The sequence below is a fragment of the Campylobacter armoricus genome, assembly GCF_013372105.1.
GTDB lineage: Bacteria > Campylobacterota > Campylobacteria > Campylobacterales > Campylobacteraceae > Campylobacter_D > Campylobacter_D armoricus.
Genome location: NZ_CP053825.1, coordinates 645976 through 671654 on the forward strand (window position 1 = coordinate 645976; position 25679 = coordinate 671654).

The 25679-nt window shown below is 28.0% G+C and carries 25 protein-coding genes; 15 read left to right on the top strand and 10 right to left on the bottom strand.

Annotated features, from left to right (window positions below):
• The first annotated feature begins 5 nt into the window (after positions 1-5).
• From tyrS to CARM_RS03470, 9 genes are all read left to right on the top strand, one after another.
• The gene (gene tyrS / locus CARM_RS03430) at positions 6-1208 is read left to right on the top strand and encodes a tyrosine--tRNA ligase (RefSeq protein ID WP_139425032.1); all 1203 of its coding nucleotides are present in this window, start codon (positions 6-8) and stop codon (positions 1206-1208) included.
• Entirely contained in the window at positions 1208-2305 is a 1098-nt protein-coding gene (locus CARM_RS03435; protein ID WP_139425034.1) for a nitronate monooxygenase, read from the top strand. The genes tyrS and CARM_RS03435 overlap by 1 nt, the downstream gene beginning before the upstream one ends.
• Positions 2298-4253: an N-acetylmuramoyl-L-alanine amidase family protein gene (locus CARM_RS03440; protein WP_176300993.1), complete on the top strand. Its 1956-nt coding sequence runs from the start codon at positions 2298-2300 to the stop codon at positions 4251-4253. Before CARM_RS03435 ends, CARM_RS03440 begins: the two co-directional genes overlap by 8 nt.
• Positions 4250-6085, top strand: coding sequence for a bifunctional tRNA (5-methylaminomethyl-2-thiouridine)(34)-methyltransferase MnmC2/FAD-dependent 5-carboxymethylaminomethyl-2-thiouridine(34) oxidoreductase MnmC1 (gene mnmC / locus CARM_RS03445; RefSeq protein ID WP_139425041.1), 1836 nt, complete (start codon positions 4250-4252; stop codon positions 6083-6085). Before CARM_RS03440 ends, mnmC begins: the two co-directional genes overlap by 4 nt.
• Positions 6086-6215: 130 nt before the next feature.
• On the top strand, positions 6216-6401 hold the full coding sequence (locus CARM_RS08420; protein WP_268904550.1) for a PAS domain-containing protein: 186 nt from the start codon (positions 6216-6218) through the stop codon (positions 6399-6401).
• 200 nt (positions 6402-6601) lie between these two features.
• Entirely contained in the window at positions 6602-6841 is a 240-nt protein-coding gene (locus CARM_RS03455; RefSeq protein ID WP_139425044.1) for a hypothetical protein, read from the top strand.
• 126 nt (positions 6842-6967) lie between these two features.
• Positions 6968-7219: a hypothetical protein gene (locus CARM_RS03460; protein ID WP_139425046.1), complete on the top strand. Its 252-nt coding sequence runs from the start codon at positions 6968-6970 to the stop codon at positions 7217-7219.
• A 110-nt stretch (positions 7220-7329) separates the two neighbouring features.
• Positions 7330-7413: a methyl-accepting chemotaxis protein gene (locus CARM_RS08495; RefSeq protein WP_139425164.1), complete on the top strand. Its 84-nt coding sequence runs from the start codon at positions 7330-7332 to the stop codon at positions 7411-7413.
• A 484-nt stretch (positions 7414-7897) separates the two neighbouring features.
• Positions 7898-8731, top strand: a complete 834-nt coding sequence (locus CARM_RS03470; protein WP_139425048.1) for a hypothetical protein — start codon at positions 7898-7900, stop codon at positions 8729-8731.
• Here the strand turns inward: CARM_RS03470 and rseP are convergent.
• The 9 genes from rseP to murJ are packed head-to-tail and all read right to left on the bottom strand — an operon-like array spanning position 8728 to position 19025.
• On the bottom strand, positions 8728-9834 hold the full coding sequence (gene rseP, locus CARM_RS03475) for an RIP metalloprotease RseP (RefSeq protein ID WP_139425051.1): 1107 nt from the start codon (positions 9832-9834) through the stop codon (positions 8728-8730). The two genes, CARM_RS03470 and rseP, sit on opposite strands and share 4 nt — an antisense overlap.
• A 2-nt stretch (positions 9835-9836) precedes the next feature.
• Positions 9837-10367, bottom strand: a complete 531-nt coding sequence (pgsA, locus tag CARM_RS03480) for a CDP-diacylglycerol--glycerol-3-phosphate 3-phosphatidyltransferase (RefSeq protein ID WP_139425053.1) — start codon at positions 10365-10367, stop codon at positions 9837-9839.
• A gap of 39 nt (positions 10368-10406) precedes the next feature.
• Positions 10407-11186, bottom strand: a complete 780-nt coding sequence (locus CARM_RS03485; RefSeq protein ID WP_139425056.1) for an enoyl-ACP reductase — start codon at positions 11184-11186, stop codon at positions 10407-10409.
• Positions 11186-12082, bottom strand: a complete 897-nt coding sequence (gene dapA, locus CARM_RS03490; RefSeq protein WP_139425059.1) for a 4-hydroxy-tetrahydrodipicolinate synthase — start codon at positions 12080-12082, stop codon at positions 11186-11188. The genes CARM_RS03485 and dapA overlap by 1 nt, the downstream gene beginning before the upstream one ends.
• The gene (locus tag CARM_RS03495; protein ID WP_139425062.1) at positions 12072-13325 is read right to left on the bottom strand and encodes a M16 family metallopeptidase; all 1254 of its coding nucleotides are present in this window, start codon (positions 13323-13325) and stop codon (positions 12072-12074) included. The genes dapA and CARM_RS03495 overlap by 11 nt, the downstream gene beginning before the upstream one ends.
• The gene (locus tag CARM_RS03500) at positions 13322-14380 is read right to left on the bottom strand and encodes a quinone-dependent dihydroorotate dehydrogenase (protein WP_139425065.1); all 1059 of its coding nucleotides are present in this window, start codon (positions 14378-14380) and stop codon (positions 13322-13324) included. The genes CARM_RS03495 and CARM_RS03500 overlap by 4 nt, the downstream gene beginning before the upstream one ends.
• A 58-nt stretch (positions 14381-14438) precedes the next feature.
• Positions 14439-16196: an ABC transporter ATP-binding protein gene (locus CARM_RS03505; protein WP_139425068.1), complete on the bottom strand. Its 1758-nt coding sequence runs from the start codon at positions 16194-16196 to the stop codon at positions 14439-14441.
• Complete coding sequence (gene cysS / locus CARM_RS03510) at positions 16189-17571, bottom strand: cysteine--tRNA ligase (RefSeq protein WP_139425071.1); 1383 nt, start codon at positions 17569-17571, stop codon at positions 16189-16191. Before cysS ends, CARM_RS03505 begins: the two co-directional genes overlap by 8 nt.
• Positions 17571-19025, bottom strand: a complete 1455-nt coding sequence (gene murJ, locus CARM_RS03515; RefSeq protein ID WP_139425074.1) for a murein biosynthesis integral membrane protein MurJ — start codon at positions 19023-19025, stop codon at positions 17571-17573. The genes cysS and murJ overlap by 1 nt, the downstream gene beginning before the upstream one ends.
• Before the next feature lie 124 nt (positions 19026-19149).
• On the opposite strand from murJ, the gene CARM_RS03520 reads away from it, so the two are divergent.
• The 6 genes from CARM_RS03520 to CARM_RS03545 are packed head-to-tail and all read left to right on the top strand — an operon-like array spanning position 19150 to position 24965.
• Entirely contained in the window at positions 19150-20997 is a 1848-nt protein-coding gene (locus CARM_RS03520) for a flagellar assembly protein A (protein WP_139425077.1), read from the top strand.
• Between the two features lie 3 nt (positions 20998-21000).
• Positions 21001-21552 carry a Holliday junction branch migration protein RuvA gene (gene ruvA, locus CARM_RS03525; protein WP_139425079.1) on the top strand — a complete coding sequence of 184 codons (552 nt, stop codon included), beginning with the start codon at positions 21001-21003 and terminating at the stop codon, positions 21550-21552.
• 15 nt (positions 21553-21567) lie between these two features.
• Positions 21568-22608, top strand: a complete 1041-nt coding sequence (locus CARM_RS03530) for a D-alanine--D-alanine ligase (protein WP_139425081.1) — start codon at positions 21568-21570, stop codon at positions 22606-22608.
• 2 nt (positions 22609-22610) lie between these two features.
• Entirely contained in the window at positions 22611-22826 is a 216-nt protein-coding gene (locus CARM_RS03535; protein WP_139425083.1) for a type II toxin-antitoxin system Phd/YefM family antitoxin, read from the top strand.
• Positions 22827-22828: 2 nt separating this feature from the next.
• Positions 22829-23572: an alpha/beta fold hydrolase gene (locus CARM_RS03540; protein WP_139425085.1), complete on the top strand. Its 744-nt coding sequence runs from the start codon at positions 22829-22831 to the stop codon at positions 23570-23572.
• Positions 23565-24965 (top strand): Mur ligase family protein, encoded by a 1401-nt coding sequence (locus CARM_RS03545; RefSeq protein ID WP_139425087.1) that lies wholly within the window; start codon positions 23565-23567, stop codon positions 24963-24965. Before CARM_RS03540 ends, CARM_RS03545 begins: the two co-directional genes overlap by 8 nt.
• 10 nt (positions 24966-24975) lie before the next feature.
• Here CARM_RS03545 and flgH read toward each other — a convergent pair whose 3' ends face one another.
• Positions 24976-25677 carry a flagellar basal body L-ring protein FlgH gene (flgH, locus tag CARM_RS03550; RefSeq protein WP_139425089.1) on the bottom strand — a complete coding sequence of 234 codons (702 nt, stop codon included), beginning with the start codon at positions 25675-25677 and terminating at the stop codon, positions 24976-24978.
• Between the last annotated feature and the right edge of the window lie 2 nt (positions 25678-25679).

Genomic DNA, 25679 nt, shown 5'->3' on the forward strand with positions numbered 1-25679 from the left:
TTATAATGAATATTGATGAAATTATTAAAGAGATTAAAAGAGGAATTGCAGAAATTATTGATGAGGAGAGATTGGTTTCTTTAGTAAAAAATTACTATGAAAAGGGTGAAAATTTTTTTGTAAAAGCTGGGTTTGATCCTACAGCTGCTGATTTACATTTAGGACATACTGTTGTTTTAAGCAAGATGGCTTTACTTCAAAAGCATGGAGCTATAGTGCAGTTTTTAATAGGCGATTTCACAGCTCAAATAGGTGATCCTACAGGTAAAAGTGTTACAAGAAAAAAACTTGATAAAGAAGAAGTGCTTAAAAATGCCAAAACTTATGAAGAGCAGGTTTTTAAAATTTTAGATCCAAGTAAAACTCAAATTCATTTTAATTCTAAATGGCTAAATGAGTTAGGTGCTAGTGGTATAGTAGAGCTTACTTCGACTTTTAGTGTTGCTAGAATGCTTGAAAGAGATGATTTTACTAAACGTTTTAAAGAACAAAGTCCTATATCAATTTGTGAGTTTTTGTATCCACTTTTACAAGGTTATGATAGTGTTGTATTAAAAAGTGATATAGAGATGGGTGGAACAGATCAAAAATTCAATCTTTTGATGGGTAGACAACTCCAAAGAGTATATAATTGCCAAAAAGAACAAGTGGTTATGATGATGCCATTGCTTGAAGGTCTTGATGGTGTAAATAAAATGAGTAAAAGCCTAGGTAATTATATAGGGGTAACCGAAGATGCTAAAGATATGTATGCTAAGGTTTTAAGTATAAATGATGAGTTGATGTTTAGATATTATGAGCTTTTAAGTGAAAAAAGCTTAAATGAAATTTCACAAATAAAAGATGATATTAAAAATGGTTTATTGCACCCTAAAAAAGCTAAAGAAGATTTAGCTTTAGAAATTACTACGCGTTTTCACTCAAATGAGTGTGCATTAAAAGCTAAGGAAGAATTTGACAAAGTTCATAGTGCAAAAGAGCTTCCTAGTGATATGCCAAGTTTTACTTTAGAAGGTAGTATTTGGCTTGCGAAAGCTATAGTAGAATGTAAAATGGAAAGCTCTACTTCAGCGGCGAGAAGATTGATTAATTCAAATGCGGTAAGTATTAATGGGGAAAAAGTTCAAGATGAACAATTCCAACTAGAAAGCGGAGAATATATTTTACAAGTTGGAAAAAGAAAATTTGCAAAATTAAAGGTAGTATGATGAGTTTTAAAGCTTTAAAAATTGGAAAGCATGAAATAAAATATCCTATTTTTCAAGGTGGTATGGGTCTTGGTATAAGTTGGGATAAACTTGCTTCTGCAGTTTCTTTAAATGGTGGTCTAGGGATTATTTCCTCAGTGGGAACTGGATATTATGAAAATAGAACACATATAGATAAAGAGCTTAATGCAAAACCTTATGGAAGTGATAATTTTTATTCAAAAGCAGGCTTGAAAGCCTTGATAGATAATGCTAGAAAAGTTTGCAAAGATGCACCTTTAGGCTGTAATATTTTATATGCAAGTAATAATTATGCACAAATTGCACGCAATGCTTGTGAAGTTGGTTTTAATGTGATAGTTTCAGGAGCGGGACTTCCTACAAATTTACCTGAATTTACACAAGATTATCCTGATGTTGCTTTGGTGCCTATTGTATCATCTGCTAAGGCTTTAAAAATTATTTGTAAAAGATGGCAAAGTAGATACAATCGCTTGCCTGATGCAGTTATAGTTGAAGGGCCTAAGAGTGGAGGGCATCAAGGTTTTACTTATGAGCAATGTTTGATGGATGAGTATCAATTAGAAAATGTAGTTCCACAAGTTGCACAAGAAATTAAAAATTGGGGGGATATACCACTAATTGCTGCAGGTGGAATTTGGGATAAACAAGATATAGAAAAAATGATTTCTTTGGGTGCTAGTGGTGTTCAAATGGGAACTCGTTTCATAGGGACTTTTGAGTGTGATGCAAGTGATGAATTTAAACAAGTGTTGCTTGATTGTAAAAAAGAAGATATTGAGCTTTTAAAATCTCCAGTTGGTTATCCTGCAAGAGGGATAAGAACTAATCTTTTAAATTTAGTCGATAAAAAAATGGGTCCAAAAATTTCTTGTGTAAGTAATTGTGTTGCACCATGTGGCAGGGGTAAAGAGGCAAGTAAAGTAGGTTATTGTATAGCAGATAGATTATATGATGCTTGGAGTGGTAAAAAAGAAACCGGATTATTTTTTACTGGAGCTAATGGGTATAGATTAGATAAGCTTATTAGTGTAGAAGAGCTAATGAAAAAATTAGTTAATGGTGAAGATGTTTAGAATATTCTTTATCTTTTTATTATTTTGTTCTAGTATTTTTGCTGATGTAGAAATTAAAAAATTTGATCAATCTTTTTTAATTTCTAATTCAGAAGAAAAGCTACAATTACATCAGCAGTTAAAGTCTTTATATATTCAAAGTGTAATTAATGATAATTTTAAAGAAAAGAATGAAATTTTAAAAAGACTAATTATAAGTTCTAATTCTTTAGGGTTTGATGATAAAGCTTATGTGCAAGAGCTTAAAGAAGGCGGAGTAAGCGAAGAAGAAATTTTGCGTTTAAAAAATGCTTTAAAAGTTATACAAGATCAAAAAATAAAAAAAGAACAAGTGAGAAAAGAAACCAATACCACGATATCTAATAATAAAAAAGAAGATAAAAAAGAAGATAAAAAAGAAGATAAAAAAGAAGATAAAAAAGAAGATAAAAAAGAAGATAAAAAAGAAGATAAAAAAGAAGATAAAAAAGAAGATAAAAAAGAAGATAAAAAAGAAGATAAAAAAACTCCAGCACAAAAAGAACTTTTTATTCTTGATGTTAAAAAGTTAGATAATGGTATTTTGCTTGATTTGAGTGAAAAAATCAGCCAAAAAGATATTAAAAATTTTACTCTCAAGGGCGATGATAATTTTCGTTATGTTGCAGATTTTGATGGAATTTTAAAAGGACCTAAGAGAAATTTTAAATTTAAAGATTTTGATGTTATTGTATCGCAGTTTAATCCAACAAGCATGCGTTTAGTTTTAAGTTCAAAAAAAGAATTAAAGATAAAAATAGAGCTTAAAGATCGAAGTTTTTTTATGGGACTTGGAGAGATAGAAAAAAAAGAAAATCCTAGACCTATAGTTAAAACACAAAATGAAGCAAAAAAAGTAGTAGTTGAAAAAGAAATTACCAAAAACGAACCATTATATATATTAAAATCAACCAAAGAAAAAAATGGTATAAGTTTAAAATTGAATAATGATATTGATATAGAAGATATAAAAATTAATTCTTTTAAAGATGGCAAATTTTATCGTTCGATTGTAAGTTTTGAGGCAATATTAGAAGGTGATAGAAAAAAAATAGATATTAATAAAAATCAATCAATTACTTTAACTCAATATAATAAAACAATTGTTAGGCTTGTTTTAAGTTCAACAAGTAATTTTAAGACAAGTCTTGATTTAGATGATAATGAATTATTTATTGGTTTTGAAAAAAATATCAAAAATACAAACCAAAAAACTAAATTAACAGAAAAAAAACCTTTAATTAAAAAAACAGGAAAAGTTATCGTAATTGACCCAGGTCATGGAGGTAAAGATCCAGGAACTTTAGGGGATAAAGGTGTTAAAGAAAAAGATGTAGTTTTAAGCGTAGCTTTAAAACTTGGTAATGAGTTAAAAAAAAGAGGGTATAAAATTTATTATACAAGAAGTACGGATAAATTTATAAACCTTAGAGATAGAACATCTATGGCTAATGAAAAAATGGCAGATTTGTTTATTTCTATCCATGCAAATGCAGCTCCAAACAAACAAAGAGCAAAAACTCTTGAAGGTATTGAAACTTTCTTTTTATCACCTGCAAGAAGTGAAAGAAGTAAAAAGGCTGCTGAGCTAGAAAACCAATCAGACTTTGAAGAAATGAATTATTTTTCTAAACAAACCTTTTTAAATTTTTTAAATCGTGAAAAAATAGTTGCTTCAAATAAACTTGCCATTGATGTGCAAAAAAAGATTTTAAGCAATGTAAGAAAAAAATATAAAGTTGTTGATGGTGGCGTTAGAGAAGCTCCTTTTTGGGTTTTAGTGGGTGCACAAATGCCTGCTATATTGATTGAGACAGGTTATATTAGTCATCCTAATGAAAGAAATAGGTTAGTTAATAAAAATTTTCAAGAATTATTAGCTATTGGTATTGCTAATGGCATAGAGAGTTATTTTTATAAAAATCAATGAAAAAAGCAAATATCATCATTAAAAACAATACACCTTTTTCTTTAGATTTTGATGATTATTATTTTAATTCTAGCGATGGTTTAAGTGAGAGTGAATTTATCTATACTAATGCTTTTGAATTTCAAGCAAAACAAACTATCATTGCAGAGCTTGGTTTTGGCATAGGTTTAAATTTCTTTCTTACTCTAAAGCGTTTTTTAAAAGAAAAAAAAGCAACTCAAAGACTTTTTTATCTTAGTTTTGAAAATTTTTACATAGAAAAAGATAAATTAAGAGAAATTTATAAAAATCTTGGTTTTTATGAGGAATTTAAAGAATTTTTGGAGCAGTTTTTAAAATTTTATCCCCCATGTAAAGATGGAGTTTATAGGTTTTATTTTCAAGATTGTTTTTTAGACTTGGTATTTGGTGATGCTAATGAAAAATTGCAAAAATTAGATTTTAAAGCTGATGTTTGGTATTTAGATGGTTTTGCACCTGTTAAAAATCAAGAGATGTTTGATGAGGATATTATAAATAAAGTTGCTAAAAACTCAAAAATAAATACCAAAGTCTTAACCTTTTCTTCTGCAAGTGTTTTAAAAAAAGCTTTAATAAATAATAATTATCAAGTGCAAAAGGTAAAAGGCTTTAGAAAAAGAGAAATGATACAAGCTGTTTTTAATGGTTTAGAGTTTGAAGACAAATTTGCTTATTTTAATACTCCATATTTAAAAAAAGATATCCAAAAAATAGCCATTATTGGAGCAGGTATAGCTGGAGCTAGTTTAGCTTATGAATTTTCATTAAGAAATATTCAAGTGGATATTTTTGAGAAAGAAAATTCATTAGGCAAGGGTGCTTCTGGAAATATCAATGGAATTTTAAGTTCTTTGATTTTAAAACCTGATGTTTTATTGGGAGAATTTTCACAATATGCTTTTTTAGAGGCAAGTAGGTTTTATAGGCAAATTTTGGACTTAGATCCACAAGGTGTTTATGAGTTTGCTCATAATGAGCTTATGCAAGAGCGTTTTAATAGTCAAAAAAATAATGTTTTGTTTAAAATTACTAATAATCAAGCTTTTTTAAAAGATGGAATGTGTATAAAGCCTCAAGAAGTAGTTAAGATACTTTTGGAAAAAAGCAAAGCAAGTATATTTTTTGAGTATGAATTTATAGATTATTCTTATGAAAATGAAAAGTTTTCTTTGCGATTTAACAATAAAAAAACTTTAAAAGATTATGATGTATTAATTTATGCTCAAGGTGCTGATGTTAAGAACTTTTTAGATTATAAATATATGAAATTAAGTAGTGTTAGAGGTCAATGTACTCATTTAAAACCATTTTTAAAAAACACCTATGCTTTATCATCAAAAGGCTATATTTGTCCTATCAATGAAGAATTAAATTTGCAACTTATTGGTGCAAGTTATGATAGATTAAATTGTAACAATACACTTTTAGAAAAAGATGATTTTCAAAATATTGAAAATATAAGAGAATTTTTAGAAAATGAAAAATTAGAGATTGTGAGTGGTAAAGTAGGATTTAGATCATATTCTAGTGATAGATTTGCTATAGTTGGTCAAGCATATGATGAAAATTTTTATTTACAAAATTATAAAGCACTTTTATGGCATAAAAATAAAGCTCAAGTAACTCCAAATGAATTTATTCCTCTATATTTTAGTATTGCTCATGGCTCTAGAGCTTTTGCTAGTGCTATTATATCTTCTAGAATTATTACTTCTTTGGTTTTTAATGAACCAAGAATAGAAAAAGAGTTTTTATATGCTTTGCATCCTGCAAGATTTTTAATCCGTCAGCTAAAAAAAGGAAAAAATTAGAAATTCATTTTCACTTTATTTATGTGTTTTTACGCATTGCAAACAAGGAGAGTATATGCGAAAAATTCAACCTATATTAAATGAGAAATTTTTTAATGATGGATAAATTATTGTCTCAAAAACCGACAAAATTCGTCGCCCTGATATGCCTAAAGTTGTTTTTGGAATTCTTTGGGAAAGTATTAAAAATAAAAAAGAGGTTATTGCTTATGTAAAAAATTTATCTAAAGATGGCTCATTTTATTGGGTATTAGCTTTTATAACCCCTTCTTTTGATTCTAATGGAGAGGTTATGAGTATCATTCGATGCGCTTAAATCCTAAAAAGGAAGCTATTAAAAAATAGAAAAATATACAAAGAGCTTTTATTAGAAGAACAAAAAGGCGGACAAAAAGCATCAAGAAAATTACTAAATAATATTTTAATTCAAAAGGGAATGAGCTATGAAGAATTGGTTTTATCGATATAATATCAATCAAATTGTAAATTACTTTGCTTTGTTTTTTATTTTGTTTAATGGCTTTTTTAGAAGTAATTGAAGGAAAAATTTTTTGGTTTTGTTTTTGTGTTTTAGGAACTTTAATTGTACTATTTAGTATTGCCAGTGCTTATTATAGAAATAAAGAAGCACTGAGAGTAACTTCGGTTTTAAATGAACTTGCAAAAGGAAATTTAGAAGCTAGGGTAACTCATATACTTGTTTTAAAATCTGGAGTAGGTAAGTTAGGCTGGGTTGTTAATGACTTAGCAGATTAGATTGAAGTTTTTAATAGATAAATTCTTAACGCAATTTTAGTAGTTAAAGAGTAAATAACCTATAGAAAAGTAAGATTTGAGGGTTTGGTGGGTGCTTTTTTATAATGCCAAGTTATTAATGAAGAAGTGACCTTAGAAATTGAAAAAACTCAAAATTTATCTACAAGAAGTATTATTGTAGAAAATGTATCTAAGAGCATGTTAGATTCTTTGCAAAAAGAATTAGCATTGATTAATACAAAGCTTAATGATATTGCAGACATTATGCATGATGTATATGATCAGGCAAATATCATTTTTATTCATTCTTCAAAAAATGCTAAAAATGCACAGGTAATCTCAGATGATTTGTCAAATTTAGATGAAAATATAGGGTAAATTCATACTTTAATAGATACTTTTTCTCAGCAAATTAATAGTGTATCTTCTTTTATAGGTATTATTGAAGATATTACAGAGCAAATAAATTTTTTGGCTTAAATGCTGCTATTGAAGCCGCTTGTGCAGGTGAGTATGGTAGAGGTTTTGCTGTGGTTGCTGAGGAGGTTAGAGCTTTGACTGAAAAAACTTAAGTTACAGCTAAAGAAATTTCTGTGATGATTAAAACATTAATAGAACAAATGGGAAATATCAAAGATATTACAAACAAAGCTTATAGAGTTGCTAAAATTCTAATTCAAGTCTAGAAGAATTTCAAAAAGTTTTCACAGGTGTTGATGAAAAGGCTAAAATTTTATTAGATGAAATTTCTAAAACTAGTGCAGATGCTAATAAAATTTTACTTTATTTAGAATGTTGTTTAAAACATACTTAGCTTTTTCTTGTGTGATTAATTCTAAAATAGAACACATAGAAGTAAAATTGATACTCAAAATAATATTTTGTTTTAAACCAAGATTTAAATTCTTACATTGAAAGATTGTTTAGTTGTATAAAAAATAATCAATTAATACAAGAAGAAAAAATATTTATGTTTGGATTAAGCAAATTCAAGATATAAATGAAAGGATGATAAGTGAAATAGAATACAAAAAGCACATACAAATGAGAGGCTGAGTGAAAAAATATATTTTTTTAAGTTGTATATGTATCAGTGTATTTGCTTTAAATTTAGAAGAAAGTTTAAGTGAAGGTGAAGTAAATATCACTAAAGAGCAAAAAACAAACATAGTTTCAAAACAAGTTTTTTTTCAAAAACCTAAAGAATATCAAAATCAAAGCATAGATTTTAATTCTTATGCTAGTAAATCACTAGGACAAATTTTAAATTTAAGTTCTAAAGATAAAACAGAGGCTAATGTTGATTTTAATGCCTTAAATGTTAATATTAAAAATATTAATTCTATATTTGATTATGAAAATGCTTCTTTGCTTTTGGAAAAACAAGCTAGAATAGGGCAGCTAGAGCAGGCCTATTCGGTTGGAATTATCAACCGCTATGAGTTTGATAAATTTAATTTAGGTTTTAATTATTTTAATGATCAGTATAAAGAAGCTTGTGGTAAAAATAGTTTTGGCGTAGAATTTCAATTTAGCAGCTATTTTAAGGCTTATGCTAACCATTATAGTGTTAAAGAAAGTAATTTAGATGATAGCACTGAAGTTGGCGTAGTTTTTGATTTGCCTTATTTGAATACTTTAAATGTCAATTCAAATATCAAAGAAATGCAAAATCAGTATAATATTACTTATTCTCCAATTTCTATTTTAGATTTATCGCTGAATTATCAAGATGAAAAAACTAGTGCTAAAGATCAAGCTGCTATGTGGGTAAGATTTAGATTAAATTATGAGCAGAGTTTAAGCAAGCAGTTTTACAATAGTTTTTATCGTAAAAATAATATAGTAGGTGAATTTAATCGTTATGATTTTGCAACAAGGACTTATTAATTGTTCATAAAACGGGTAATATCATTATAAGTTACAAATATCATTAAGCTTAAAAGTAAAGCCATACCAAAATAACTAAGATATTCAAAGCATATTTTTGGAACTTCTTTTTTAAAGATTAATTCATAAAGATTAAATAGTATATGCCCTCCATCTAATGCTGGGATAGGAAGTAGATTTAACACCCCAAGATTGATAGAAATTAAAGCTGTGATTAAAAATAAAACTACGATGCTAGTATTTGCTGCCTTTGATGTAATATCAACCATAGTGATGATTCCACCCATATTTTTAGCATCTAACTCCCCGCTTATAATCTTAGCTAATCCTTTAAATATAAGCATAGAAGCTTCTATGCTTTCATTATAAGCATATTTTAAACTATCAATTCCTTGATGATAAATCGTTACAAATTCATTTTTAGGAGCTATACCAATAAGAGGTTTTTGAACTTTTTGATAAAACTCATTATATCCTTGATCAATTTGTGGAGTAAGGATGATATTGATAATTTTATCATCTCTTTCTATGTTTAGAGTGATAGGCTTTGTATGGACTAGTTTGCTAATTTCTTCAAAACTTTGAATTTTTACTCCATTTATAGCCAATATTTTATCCCCAATTTGTAAATTTGCTTTTTGGGCAGCTGAATTTGGTGCTATATTTCCTATTATAGGTGCTATTTTTTGAATACCTAAAAAACCTATGGCTATATAAAGCAAAAAGGCTAAAAAAAAATTAAAAAATGGTCCTGCAAAAAGTATGTAAATTTTAGCTAAAGGATTTAAAGTATTATAACTATTTGGTTCATAGTTTTTTTTACTAGGATTTAAGTCATCTTGTCCTTTAAGTTTAACATAGCCACCAAAAGGTAAAGCAGACAAGCGATATTCTGTATTTTTGTAGGTTTTTTTAAAAACAGCTTTTCCAAATCCTATGCTAAAAATTTCTACATCAACTCTCATATGTTTTGCAGCTAAAAAATGTCCTAGTTCGTGAAAAAAAATTAAAAAAGATATTACCAAAAGTGTCACTAAAAAGCTAAAGGAATAAAATTTAAATCCTATAGCTAAAATGATGAATAAAAATAAATATGATTTCAATTTTATACCTTTTTTGAGTGATTAATGTAGGCTAATACATATTCAAAAGCCGAATAAAGCGTAAGTATTAAAGCAATAAATAATAAAGTATTGGCAAAAGGCCACTGCATGATTAAAAATATAATAGCAATCATTTGAAAAGTTGTTTTGATTTTCCCTGCAAAAGAAGCGCTTACATCAAATTTTTCACTTACCATAACCACTCTAAAGCCGGTTATAAAAAACTCTCTTACTAAAATAATATAAATTATCCAAGGATCAGCTTTTTGGGTGAGTAATAATCCCAAAAAAGCAGCTAAAACAAGCATCTTATCAGCAAGTGGATCTATAATAGCTCCAAGTTTTGTTGTTTGATTCCAAGTTCTTGCAATATAACCATCAAAAAAATCGGTTAAAGCAGCTATACCAAAAACAACACAAGCAAAATAATTTACCCAACTAGGATGGATATTTTCAAAATCATTGATTAGCAAAAAAAATAAAAGTGGAGCTAATAATATCCTCATAAACGCTAATATATTAGGCAAATTCATCGCTTTTAATCCTTGTATAAAATACCAAAAGGTAATGAATTATTTAAAAGTGGTACCGCCATCTACAATTAAAGTATGACCTGTGATCCAATTTGCTTTATCAGAACATAAAAATAAACATGCCCCAGCTAGATCTTGAGGTTCTCCTATGCGGTTTAATGGACTAAGATTAATAGTCGCATTTTTAACTTCCTCATAATTTGTAAATGCTTTAAGTGCATCAGTGTCGATTGGTCCGCCACTTACTACATTTACGCGAATATTTTTAGAGCCAAGTTCAGTTGCAGCATATCTTGCCATAGCTTCTACGGCTGCTTTTGCAGTACCATGACCAGCATAATTTTCAATATGAACTAAATTTCCTGTTGATGAGATTGAAAGTATGCTACCTCCGCCAACTTTTTCCATTCTTTTTGCTGCTTCTTGTGCTCCGACAACAAAAGCATTAACAGTTGCTGTGAAGATATTATTAATACCTTTTGGTTTTAATTTCATAAATTTAGTATATCCGCCTACAACAGCACGACCTGAAATAATAGCATTGGAAATAAAAAAGTCTATTCTGTTAAAATCTTGATCAATTTTTTCAAATAATTCTTTATAAGTTTCTGGTTCAAGTATGTTAAATTCATAAGCTTTTGCTTTGATTTTATAGTTTGATTCTAAATCTTTTACGATTTCTTGAGCTAAATTTGCGTTAGAATTAAAAGTAAAAGCTATATTAGCACCTGCTTTTGCAAATTCATATACAATAGCTTTCCCAATTCCTCTTGTTCCGCCACTAATTACTAAAGTTTTGTTTTGAAAAAAAGTATCCATTAAAATCCTTTTATATTATAGTTTTTCATAATTGTTTCTATTTTTGCTAAATTACAATCACTAGGTTTGCAAAGTGGCAAACGATACTCCAAAGTAGGAGTTAAACCTGCTATATACATCGCTGCTTTAATAGGTATAGGATTGCTTTCACAAAATAAAATTTTATTAATATTATATAACTCATCATTGATTTTTTTAGCTTCAATATATTTTTCTTCTAAAGCTAAATGAGTTAATTTTGAAATCATATCAGGAAGTAAATTTGAAGTAACTGAAATCACACCTTTTCCACCATTTGAAAGTATAGGATAATTAATTGCATCTTCTCCGCTTAAAAGTATCATTCTAGGTTCATGTGCTAGTAAATCAACGCATTTATCTATACTTCCGCTAGCTTCTTTAACTCCATAAATATTTTCACAATCTCTAAATAATCTTATAATAGTTTCTGTTTGAAGTTCGCATCCTGTTCTTCCTGGTACATTATATAAAAGCACAGGTATATCAACACTTTTTGCTATTTCTTTATAGTGAAGATATAAACCTTCTTGTGTGGGTTTATTATAGTATGGAGTAACACTTAAAATTCCATCAGCTCCATGCTCTTGTGCAAATTTAGCTAAGCTAACAGCTTCATGTGTAGCGTTGCTTCCTGCTCCTGCTAAAACTTTACAAGAACTTCCTTTGCACGCATCTAAGGCTATTTCTATGCAAATTCTATGTTCTTCGTGGGTTAAAGTTGCACTTTCTCCGGTTGTTCCAACAGGCACTACCGCATCAATTCCATTTATAATTTGTCTTTTGATGAGTTTATGGTAAGTTTGCTCATCTAATTTTCCATTTTTAAATGGTGTTATTAAAGCTGTCATTGCTCCTATGATGATTTTATTGTCCATCTTCACCCCTTTTTAAGATTATTGTAGTAGATTTGCTTTCATTAAAGTATTTTCTAGCACAATGAATTAAATCATTTTTACTTAGATTTTCTATGTTTTTTTCATAATCAAGCAAAGGCTTTAAATCACCTTTTGCAAGATAAGAACCATAAATATTTGCAACATTACTTGCATTGCTCAATGAAAAAATAAAATCACTTTTTACGGTATTTTTGATTTTTTCCATGATAGTATCATCAAATTTAGCATTTTTTACATCTTCAAGAATTTTCAAAAGCTCTTTTTCAACATCTTCTGCTTTTATTCCTTCATTACAAACACAAATAAATATAAATAAATTCTCATCTATGTTTTCACTTGCATAAGCATAAAACTCATTGATAAGTTCTAATTTATCAATTAAAATTTCATTTATTAAAGAACTTTTCCCATTTCCTAAAAGCTCACTTAATGCGCAAAGTTTTGGCATATCTTCATGGTTAAATGCTGGAATTTTATATGCAAGTGCCAGTAACTGCGTATCGCTTTCTTTGTGTAAGATTATGCGTTTAGCACCATCTTGTTCAGGTTCTTTTTCATGAACTATAGGAATTTCTTTAGTATTTTTTATATTTTGAAAATGCTTTTTAGCTAAAGCAAAAACTTCATCTTCATTTATATCACCACTCACAAGCAAAATAGCGTTTTTTGGCTGATAAAAAGTTTGATGAAATTCTTGTATATCTTGTATTTTCCAATTTTGTATATCTTTAAAAAAGCCTATCGGGGTCCAGTGGTATGGATGATGTAAAAAAGCATGATTGTATAATCTAAAATATAAATATCCTAAAGGATTGTTATCAGTTCTCCAACGTCTTTCTTCTAAAACTACATTTCTTTCAGGTTGAAATTCATCATCTTTTAAATTTAAATTACGCATTAATTCAGCAAAAAGCCACAAGGATTTATCTAAATTATCGCTAGAACATTTTATAAAATAGTGAGTAAAATCAAAGCCTGTGCTTGCATTATCTACTCCGCCAAAACCCTTGACTATTTCATCAAATTCACCTGCTTTTAAATTTTTTGTACTTTTAAAATTTAAATGTTCAAGCATATGAGCTATGCCACTTTTTCCCATTTTTTCGTTTCTTGAACCAACTTTATAAAAAATATCTACACTTATAACACCACTTTTTTTATTTACAGGTAAGGCGTAAATTTCAAGTTCATTTTCAAGGGTGATTTTTTTATAATTAATCATTTAAAATTAACTCCTATAGCTTGACTAATATGATCAAAACCATCTTGTTTTAAAAGTTCGATTAAGCCTTGATTGATATTTTTAACAATGCTTGGTCCTTTGAAAATCATGGCTGTATAAATTTGAACCAAACTTGCTCCATTTTTAATACGCTCATAAGCAAGCTCGGCACTATCTATACCTCCACTTGCTATTAAAATAGTATCTTTGTAAATTTCTTTAGCCACTTCTTTGAAAAATGTTGCACTTTTTTGAGTGATTAATTTACCACTAATTCCACCAAAGGTTCTTGTATTGTCGATCAAAGAATAATCTATGCTAGTATTTGCCATGATAATGCCATCAGCTTTTGCACTAATAGCACTTTTACAAAGTGAAATTGCACTATCTATACTCATATCTGGAGCGATTTTTAAAATCACAGGTTTATCTGTAATTTCTTTTGCTTGAGTAAATAAGATACTTACAAATTCCTCACTTTGCAAATCTCTTAAATTTTTGGTATTTGGTGAAGAAATGTTAATCACAAATAAATCGCACAAATCTTTAAATTCTTTTAATAAAATAATATAATCATTAATAGCTTCTTCGTTTGGGGTAATTTTATTTTTGCCTATATTTGCTACTAAAGGTATACTAAAAGGATAAACTTTTTTAACTTCTTTCGCAATGGCATCTTTGCCTTTATTATTGAACCCCATAGCATTTTGAATACTTTCTTGTTCAACAAGTCTAAAAAGTCTAGGTTTTTCATTGCCACTTTGTGGTTTTGGGGTGAAAGTTCCATATTCTAAAAAGCCAAAACCTAAAGCACTTAGTGGTCGTATCATAGTTGCGTTTTTATCAAATCCACCTGCTAAACCAACGGGATTGTAGAAATTTAGATTAAAAATTTCTTGATTTAAAATTTCATCATTTACTATATAATCTTTTGCGAAAAAACTAAATCCTCCAGGAAATATGCAATCTAGAGTTCGCATACCAAATTCAACTAAAGCATGAGCATTTTCTGGATCTAATTTATAAATTAAAGGTTTTAAACTATCATAAGTCATTTTTTTCCTTACTTTGCAAAATTAAGATATTTTACTAAAAAAATAATAATTTTTAGTTTTATTTTTCTTTTATTTTATTAGTTTTTTGAGTCTTTTGTTTTAATTTTTGATAAATTTCACAATGTTTCATCAAATATTCATCATTTCCTATAGATGCAATTTTACCTTTATCAAGTACTGCAATTTTATCAGCATTTTCTATAGTACTAAGCCTATGAGCGATAATAAGAATCAAGCGATCTTTTTTTAGACTTTCTATGGTTTTTACTATGGCTTTTTCACTTTCATTATCAAGTGCTGAAGTGGCTTCATCAAAAATTAAAATTTGAGGATTTTTGTATAAAGCTCTTGCTATAGCAATGCGTTGTTTTTGCCCACCTGAAAGATTTTTCCCATGCTCTTTTAATTCAGTGTGTATGCCACCAAGTTCTTGTACAAAATCATAAGCATTAGCTTGTTTTAAAACCTCTATTACGCGTGTTTCATCGTATTCTTTAGCATAAGCAATATTTTGAGCTATGGTATCATTAAATATATAAATATTTTGAGTTACTAAAGAGATATTTTCTCTTAAACTAATAATATCAAAAGAACTAATATCTTTTTGATTAATTAAAATTTCTCCGCTATCTTTTTCAAAAAAATACATTAAAAGATTAATAATAGAAGATTTCCCTCCACCGCTTGATCCAACTAGAGCTAGAATTTCTCCTTTATTAAAAGAAAAATTTATATCTTTTAATACCATTTTATCTTTTTGATAGCTTAAAGATACATTTTTAAAATGAATATTTTGAATACTTTCTGTAAGTTTTTCATTGCCACCTTTAATTTGCGGTTTTAAATCAGTTAGGTAAAAAGTTCTCTCGCTTGCTGCTACTGCATTTTGCAATCTTGTATAAAGTGATGAAAGCCTTTTAATAGGGGTATAAGCCATAAATAAAGCCGTAGTAAAGCTAAAAAAAGAACCTATGCTTAAACTTCCTTCTATAACCTCTTTCCCTCCTATTATAATTACTATTGCAAATCCAATTGAGCCCATAGATTCCATTAAAGGACTACTTAAAGCTTCGATTCTAATGCCTTTTAAAGAAAGTCTGCAAACTTCACTATTGGTTTGGCTAAATTTTTGCATTTCGTTTTTGCCTGCATTAGAAGCTTTAATCAGTTCTATATTAGAAAAGATTTCACTTAATCTTGAAGTAAGATCGGAATTTTTTTCTTGAGTATTGCGTCCTATTTTTTTAATTTTTTTAGCAAAAATAGCAAGAGGGTAAATTGCCAAAGGTAAAATCACTAAAGCAAAAAAAGCAAGTTTTGGACTTTGGTAAATGACAACACTTAAAAGTCCAATCGCGGTTAAACTTTCTCTTAAAATTTCAGGTATAATGGTAGAAACAATATTTTGCAAAGCTCCAATATCAGAAGTGCATCTGCTAATTAGTTCTCCACTTCTATATTTTTGAAAAAAACTCATATCCAAACGCAAAAGATTACCAAGAACTAATTCTCTTAATCTTCTTAAAATATCTGTTCCAACATACGATATATAATAAACTTGCATATAAGCACCAAGGTTTTTTAAAGCATAAATTAAAACAACAAGAAAAGGCATATAATAAAGTAATTCAACATTTTTTTCTATAAAAATTTTATTTAAAATAGGTTCTATGATATAAGCACTAGCTGCTGTTCCACCACTAGTTAAAAGCATACCAATGATAGCTAAAATAAAATAAAACCAATACTCTTTATAATAAGGCTTAAAGCGGATAAAAACTTCTTTAAGCTTCATTTCTTTGTAATTTTTATCCATTTTTCTCCCATACTACACCATTTGGTGTATCCATTAAAAGAATATTTTCCTTAGCTAAATCATTGCGAATTTGATCTGCTAAGGCGTAGTTTTTTTCTTGTTTTGCTTTGTTGCGTAAAGTGATTTTTTCTTCTATTTCTTGACATTGTTCTTTACTAATGCCAAATTGAAAATATTTTATAGCATCTATAAAACCTATACCAAAAATGAATGCAAGTTCTTTTAAAGTTTTTTCTAGTTTAGCTTTATAAACTTTATCTTTTGGATTTTGATCTAAATAAATATTACTTTCATTAATAAACTCATCAAGTAAAGCTAAAGCCTTAGAGGCATTTAAATCATCATTTAATACTTTTAAGATATTTTTAGCAATTTCGCTTTCTATGATGGTTTTTTCACCTATAAAAGCATTTAAATTTAAGCGTTTTTTTAAGCGGTAAAATTTATCAAGTCTTTTTTTGGCAGCTTGTAAGTCTTCTAAAGCATAATTAAAATGTGCTCTATAATGCACGCTTAAAAGATAAAATCTCAAAACCTCTCCACTAAAAAGCTTTAAAGAGTCTTTTAGAAAAAAGCTATTTCCTAAGCTTTTGCTCATTTTTTCACCATTAATTTGCACAAAGCCATTATGTAGCCAAAAATTAGCCAGTTCGTGGTTGTTTTTACAACGACACTGACAAGCTTCATTTTCATGATGAGGAAAAAGTAAATCTATACCCCCTGCATGAATATCAAGTTTGTCTTTAAAAATACTCTCTATCATCACAACGCATTCTGTGTGCCAACCCGGCCTTCCTTTGCCAAAATTTGCAGGATAAAATTTTTCATCAAATTTCCACAAGACAAAATCACTATCATTTTTTTTAGCTACACTTTCTTCTAAGCGTGATTGATTATCTTCTAAATTTCTTTTAGAAATATAAAAGTATTTATCATCTTTGCTAGTATCAAAGTAAATTCCATCTTCAAGTTTATAAGCTAGGTTTAATTCTAAAAGTTTTTCTATGTAAGCAATCATTTGCTCAATATAAGCTGTAGCCTTTGGTTTAAAATCAGGTTCTAAGATATTAAGTGCTCGCATATCCTCTTCATATCTTTCAATGTAAAAATTTGTAATTTCTTCTAAACTTTTACCACTCTCTTGCATTTTTTTTAAGATTTTATCATCAATATCAGTGTAATTTCTAGCAAAAGTTACTTCATAATCATTTGCTATTAAAACTCTTCTTAAAAAATCAAAACATACACTACTTCTTGCATGGCCTAAATGTGCATCATCATACACGGTAGGTCCGCATAGATAAATATTTGCTTTTTTTGTCTCATGTGGGACAAATTTGCATTTTTTCTTTAAAACGCTATCAAAAAATACCATCAAAATAAACCTTTAAAAAAATGATACATTTCAATTAAAAATTGTATTAAAATATCTTTAATTTCAAATAAGCCTAAAGCAAATAAACTTAAAAATACTATGCTAATAAGCCAAAATTTAACTCTAAAAATACCCCAAAGATTTTTAAAACCAAATTCTTTAATATTAGCATATAATAAATAAAAAGCACTAATAGATGAAGCCAATGCGATACCTAAGCTCTTATATGCCTCTTCTTTGATAAGCAAAATAATCACAATGCTAAAAAATGCTGATATAAAAAGTGTTTTGAAAGCAATTATGGCTGCTATTTTTTGTTTAAATTTGGCATAAAGCCATAAAGAAAAAAGCTTTTGTAAGCCAAAAGGTAAAAGTCCTAAAAGATAAGCTTGTAATAAAAATGCTGTAATTTTCGTATCCTCTTGATTGAAATTTCCTCTTTGAAATAAAAATTCCACAATTTCTTTAGCTAAAATGATCCCAACTATACTAGCTAAAATCAAAAGCATGCTTAAATACTCAAAAGCCTTTTGCATAAAAGCTAAGGCCTTTTGTTCTTCATTTGCTTTTAAATGTCTTAATATTTTTGGAAAACTTACCTGACTTAGGGCGATTGCAAAAAGTGCTAAGGGAAGTTGAAAAACTCTGTTAGAATAATATAAATAAGAAATACTTCCAGCCATTAAAAAACTAGCTATAGTGGTATCTAATAAAGAACTAATTTGATTAGCTGAAGAGCCTAAAAGTCCATGGGTAAAAGTAGAGTGGAATTTATTTAGACTTGCTTTTGTCCTTCTAAGTTTGATACTTAAATACATACTTTTTAAAATTCTAGTATTTTTTAAAGCAAAAATATGCCATATAAGTTGAGCTAAACCACTTAAAATGGTTGCATAAGAAAAATAATATAAAGCTTTTAAAGGTTCATCTTGACTAACGAAAAATCCTGCAATAACCACAAAAAGATTAAAAAATGAAGCTGAAAAAGAAGTGATGAAAAAATTCTGCTTATAGTTTAATAATGAGCCTAAAAAAGTTACTAAAAAGATAAAAAATAAATACCAAAAATTGATAGAAACTAAGGGTGCTGCTAAAATAATGGTTTCTTTATTAAAACCAAAAGCAAAAATTTTTGTAAAAAATTCAGCAAAAAAGCTTATTAAAACACAAGTTAAAAAAACAATGATGCTAAATTGCAATAAGACATTTAAACAAAAAGCACCTTTTTTGCTAGCTTTTAAAAAACTTGGTAAAAAAGCTTGTCCAAAAGCTCCTTCTGCAAAAATTCTTCTAAAAAACGCAGGCATTTTTAATGCTACAAAGAAAATATCGCTATAGATTCCAGCTCCTAAATACAAAGCTAAAATAATATCTCTTAAAACACCCATAATTCTAGAAAATAAAATTCCTAAAGCATTGATGATAAAATTTTTAAAAATAATATTTTTTTTCATTAATTTTCATTCTTTAATATTAGTTTGAGTATTATAAAATTTTTAATAATAATAATTTTAACTAAATTTTGATTTTATTTTTGATAAAATTAAAATTTTATACATAAATAAGGAAACTTAAATTATGGAAGAAAATAAAATTTTATATACTAAAGATCCATATAAAGAGCTTTTAGTGTTTGCTTCTGAAAACAAATGTGAAGTTGATGAGCTTGATTTTAGATTGTTGAGTTTTAGTACTTCTTATACTTATGATAATCAAGAATGGATAAAAGTTAATGAAAAAGAATTAAAAATTTTTGAAGAAGATGAAAAATTTTTAATCCATGATTTAAATATAGAACAAGAATATAAAATAGAAATTTATTTTAAAAAACCAACAGATAAGCAAAAGTTTGAAATAAATTTACATACAAATGATTTTTGTACTTCCCTAAAAGCTATTATAAAGCCTATGGAAGTGATATTTTACTATGACAAGCTCGCATTAGATCTTTTAGAAGCTATTTATAAGATAATGATAAAAGATAAATATTTGCTTGGTTTTAGAAATTATGACTTAAAAAAGAGAATAATTGATTTTAACGCTAAAGTTAAGGAAAGGCAAAAATTTGATTTTGAAATAGAATTTGATATAAGTAAAGGTATTGATCCACAAAATCCTACTGATGAAGAAATTATATATCATTATTTAGATAATTTAAAAAAACATAATGATGTAATGAATAGAAATTATGTAGCACCTATAGGAAAAGATGAGGTGGCTATTGAAAGGATTAAACCAAAAGAAGGTAGCGATGGAAAGGATTTAAGATTTAAAATTTTAAAAGCACTCCCGCCAAAAACAAACAAAGAAAAGATTGTTTGTTCTGATAATTTTGAAGTTAAAGAAGATGATGAGAGTGTAAAATATATTGCAAAAAAAGATGGTTTTATTATACAGAAAAAATCTATTTATGAAATAGAAAATTATCTTGAATTTAATAAAGTTGATTTTAAAAGTACGGGTTCTATTTGGGCAGGTTTTGATAAGCAAGTTATTATTGTCATAAAAAACACCAATGCTTTAGAAGATGCTATAGGCCCAAGAATTACCGTAGAAGCACAAGAGCTTGATATTGTAGGTAATATAGCACAAGATGCTGTTGTAAGAGGTAAAAAAGTAATCCTTAAAGGTAGTACCCATCATAAAAGTTCTATTATAGGTCAAAAAGTTGAAGTAAATATTTTAAGGGGATATTGTGAAGCAGAAGAATTAAACGCTGAAACTTTAGAAAATGGAGTTGTTAAGGCAAAAAAAGTTAATATAAAAAAAGCAATGGGAGGAGAGATTATTGCTGATGAAATTTACATACAAGAGCTTGGTGGAAATTGTATATGTAGTGCAAAAAGCTTAATTCATATAGAAAAAGTTGAGGGTAGTGGCAATAAGCTTATCATACAGGATTTGAAAGCTTTTGGTGATGAAAAAAGCGGAGAAGAAATTTTATTGCATATTGATGCTTTGAAAAAAGAGCGAGAAGACTTAGCTAGGGAGATTGAAGAGACAAAGCATACTATCCATGTGAGTAAGGATTCTGTTCGACTTTTACAACAAAAAGCAAAAGAACTAATGAGTGCAAAAAGAGCTATACCACAAGCTTACAAAATTACTATTAAAGATTTTAATCAAAAAATAGAAAATTTAAACATTTTGGCTAATAAGATAGAGGCTTTAAATGAAGAAGAGAAGGCAAATATAGAAAAGCTTAAAAAAATTCAAGATAATTTTTTAAAATCTAAAATTATTAATAAAAGTGGAAAATGGATGGATTTGAATGAAATAAAATTTAATTTGTTGTATCCTAAAAAAGAATTAACTTATCATCCACATAATGAAGAAAAAATTCAATGTTTTGAGCTTGAAAAAAATATTACAGAAGATAACACTAATGTTTATGAAATTCGCTCTATAAGCAACTATAAGGAATAAACAATGATAGTAGCTATTGAAGGAGTAGTTGTAAAAAAGGAACCTACTTTTGTAATTTTAAAAACTTCAAGTGGGGTAAGTTATGGTGTTTTTGTTTCGCTTTTTTGCTCAAGTATTTTTGAAAAAAATCAAAAGGTTGAATTTTTAATCACTCAAATTATTAAAGAAGATTCACATAAATTATATGGATTTTTAGATGTTAATGAACAAAGAATGTTTGAATTATTGATCAAGATTAATGGCATAGGGGCAACTACTGCTATGGCACTTTGCTCAAGTTTAGATACAAATACCTTTTATGCAGCTTTGCAAAATGGTGATGAGAGTGTATTTAAAAAAGTTCCAGGTATTGGTCCAAAAAGCGCAAAAAGAATTATTGCTGAATTAAGTGATGCAAAAATCAATATAGAAAATTCCAATCAAGATCAAGCACAAGCCTTAGCAGCACTACTTTCTCTTGGTTTTAAACAAGAAAGTATTTTAAAGGTTTTAAAAACTTGTGAGAGTAAAAATACTAGCGAACTTATTAAAGAAGCTTTAAAAAAATTAGCATGATAAAAGGAAGATGTAATGGTATATGGTGTAATTTTTGGTGCAAATTCTTATGAGCATGAGATTAGTATAGTAAGTGCAGTTGTATTAAAAAAAGTTCTCAAAGTGCAAAAAAAATTCATATTTTGTGATAAAAATAAGGAATTTTTTCTAATAGATGAAGAGAAAATGAATGCTAAGACTTTTAGTGGCGGTGCTTATAAAAAAGAAAAAGCTTTGGTGTTAAAGCAAGGTGGATTTTTTATAAAAAATATGCTAGGTGAAAAAAAACTCGACATAGATGTAGTTGTTAATATAGTTCATGGTAAAGATGGTGAAGATGGCAAAATAGCTGCTTTACTTGATTTTTATAGCATAAAATATATAGGACCGCGTATAGAGGCTAGTGTTTTATCTTTTAATAAGATTTTAACTAAGCTTTATGCGCAAAGTGTCGGAGTAAAAACACTTGATTACAAGGTTTTAAATTTACATAAAGAGCAAAATGTTTCTTTGGAATTTCCTTGTATATTAAAACCAGCAAGACTTGGAAGTAGTATAGGTATAAGCATAGTCAAAGATGAAAGTGAGCTTAAATATGCCAAAGATGTTGCTTTTGAATTTGATGAGGATGTGGTAGTTGAAAAATTTGTAAGTAATATAAAAGAATATAATTTAGCTGGTTGTATGATAGGTGAAAAAATGGAATTTTCGACTATTGAAGAGCCTAAAAAAAATGAAATTTTAGATTTTGAGCAAAAATATTTAGGTTTTTCAGAAAGTTCTAAAGTAAGTGAAGCAAATATTAGCGAAGAATTAAAACAAAAACTAAGGGATAGTTTTACCAGAATTTACAATCCTTTATTTAAAGGAGCTTTGGTTCGCTGTGATTTTTTTGTAGTAGATGATGAGGTTTATTTAAATGAAATTAATCCAAATCCAGGATCTTTGGCAAATTATTTATTTGAAGATTTTACTCAAACCATTAATAATCTAGCTAAAAGTATAGAACTAGAAAAACAAATTAAAATTGACTATGCTTTTATTCATAGTATTAATGGTCAAAAAGGCAAATTGTAACCATGGCTACTTTTAGCAAAGATGAAATTTACACAGCCACCGAAGTGGTAAGAAATTTCAGCACTATGCTTGAAAAAACTAAAAAAAACGAAAACAATAGAGTGGTGATTGTAAAAAACAATAAATTTGAAGCTGTGCTTTTGAGTTTTGAAGAATATGAGCGTTTAAGTGAAGCTGTAGTGCTTTTGGAAAAGATTTATGAAGATAAAAAAGGCTAGAAATGGCAAAAACTAGAGTATATTCTAATGGATATTTTTATAATTTAAGTTATGAGCTTATTAATTCAAAATATGATAAAACTATACTTATTTTACATGGTTGGGGTGCTAATAAAGAGCTTATGAAGCAAGCTTTTGAAAAGCCTTTGAGTGATTTTAAGCAAATTTATTTGGATTTACCTGGTTTTGGAAATTCAAGCATAGATGCACCTATGGACTCTTATTCTTATGCAAAAGTTGTAGAAGACTTTTTAATAACAATAGAACAAAAAGTGGATTTTATAATGGGGCATTCTTTTGGTGGAAAAGTTGCGACTATTATGTGTCAAAATTCTAATTTTCAAGGCTTGATTTTACTTTCAAGTGCAGGTGTGATTTTGCCAAAAAGTTTTAAGGTGAGATTTAAAATAACCTTGTTTAAAATTTTAAAAAATCTTCCTTATGGGGATTTTTGGAGAAAATTTTTTATTAGTAAAGATGTTCAAGGTATGAGTGAAGTGATGTATGAAACCTTTAAAAAGGTTGTCAATGAAAATTTGGAAAATGAATTTCAAAAACTTAAAAATTCTATTTTAATTTTTTGGGGTAATGAAGATAAGGCTACACCATTAAAAAGCGGTGCAATCATTCACTCTTTGGCACAAAAAGGAAAACTTTTTGCACTAGATGGGGATCATTTTTTCTTCTTAAAGCATGCTGGTTTTATAAGTGAAAAAATACACGAGGAATTTTTAAAAAATGATTAGTATGATAGCCTTCTTAAGCTTAAATTTTTTGCTTGGTTTTTACTTAATTTTGACTTTACAATGGCATTCTTATAAATTTTCACGCATAATTTTGCATTTTACTAAGCCATTGTGGCATTTGTATTTTTTAATTATTCCTTATTTTGCTTTTGTGTTTTCCTTATATAGTGGAAATTTTTATTTATATTTTATAGTTTTTGCTTTATCTTTGTTATATGGCGGATATTTATATAAGAATTTGGATAAAAAGTTAGTTTTTACTGCTAGAATTAAGCGTTATTTTTTACTTTTATCACTCTTTATTTTAGTATTTATGCCATTCTTTTGGATGGGTTTAGAAGCTTTAATAGTTACTTTTTTGCTAAGTTTTTTTATAGAAAAGATCAATCAAAAACATTTTATAAATAAAGCAAATAAAAAAATTCAAGGTAATCAAAACTTAAAAATTATTTTAATTACAGCAAGTTTTGGAAAAACTAGTATTAAAAATTTTTTATATGAACTTTTAAAAGATGAATTTAAATGCTATAAAACTCCAAGAAGCGTAAATACTTTTATGGGTATAGTTAGAGATATTAATGAAAATTTAGAAGATAATACTCAAATTTATATCGTAGAAGCTGGAGCAAGAGAGCAAAATGATATTTTAGAAATTACAGAGTTTTTAAATCCTCAAATTTGTGTAATAGGTGAGATTGGTTTAGCCCACTTAGAATATTTTAAAACACAAGACAATATTCGTAAGGCAAAACTACAAGCTTTAAAGTCTAAGCGTTTAGAAAAATACTTTTTACATTCAAGTACTTTATATGAAAATGAGTTTTATGATAAGTGCTTAAGTGATGTTAGGGCAAGTTTAGATGGTTTAGATTTTAAAGTAAGATTAGATGATAAAAAATATATCTTCCATGCAAATTTATTAGGCTCTTTCAACGCTTATAACATCGGTGTGTGTGTTTTACTTGCATATTATTTTGGTATAGAAATAGAAAAAATTATTAAAAGTGTATCTAATCTCAAAGCGGTTGAACATCGTTTGCAAATAGTTTCTAAGGAGCCTAAATTTATTATAGATGATGGTTTTAATGGAAATTTTAATGGTATGAGTCAAAGTTATGAGCTTTGTAAAAATTATCAAGGAAGAAGAGTTTTGGTAACTCCTGGTATAGTTGAAGTAAATGAAGAAGAAAATATAAAATTATGTAAAATTATTAATGAATGTTTTGATTTTGTGATTATTACTTCAGAAGCTAATAGTGTGATTTTGCAAAAACATATCACTTTGGATTTTTTTGTATTAAAAGAAAAATCTAAATTAGTGCAAACTTTGGCAAAATTAACTAAAAATGGAGACTTGATTTTATTTTCAAATGATGCACCAAGTTTTATATAAAACCATTTAGTTAAAAAGGCCAAATGGTTTCCATAAATTTTGTTCCCCAAGGTTTGCGGGTTGATTTGTCTATATCACCTTCTGTTTTATAAAGAATTTTTGCATCAGCTATATATTTGCTATCTATCATATTGTCTTGAGAAATATCATAAGGTCTTATAACTCCGCTTAGTTGAATGATTTGCTTTTCGCCATTAATTAAAAGCTCGCGACTTCCCTCTATGAAATAATTTCCATTTGATAAAACTTTAATTACTCTAGCAGAAATTGTAGTTTGAAAATTTTCACTTCTAGTTTGAGAGCCTGTACCTTGATATTGTGAAGTGCTTGTTGTTGTATAACCTACATTAGTATAATCATTTAAAAAATCTCTAACTTTACTAAGCCCCGCACCAGTAGTTATTTGACCTCCACCTAAATTGGCATTATTATTTTTGCTTGTGGCTTTGGAGCCTTGTGAGTTTTGTGTAGCATTTTCTCTAATAACTACTGTTACCAAATCATTAACATTCATAGCTTTTTTATCAGAAAATAAAGGATTATCTCCTTTGCCAAATAAAGATCCGGGATTGCTTTGAGTATTATTATTTTGTTTAGGAGCTAACTCTTCAACATAAGCAGGTGGTTTCATGTTAATATGTGGATCAACAGTTGCACTACAACCAAACATTACAAAAGGTAACAAGTAAAAATTAACATTTTTAAATTTCATAG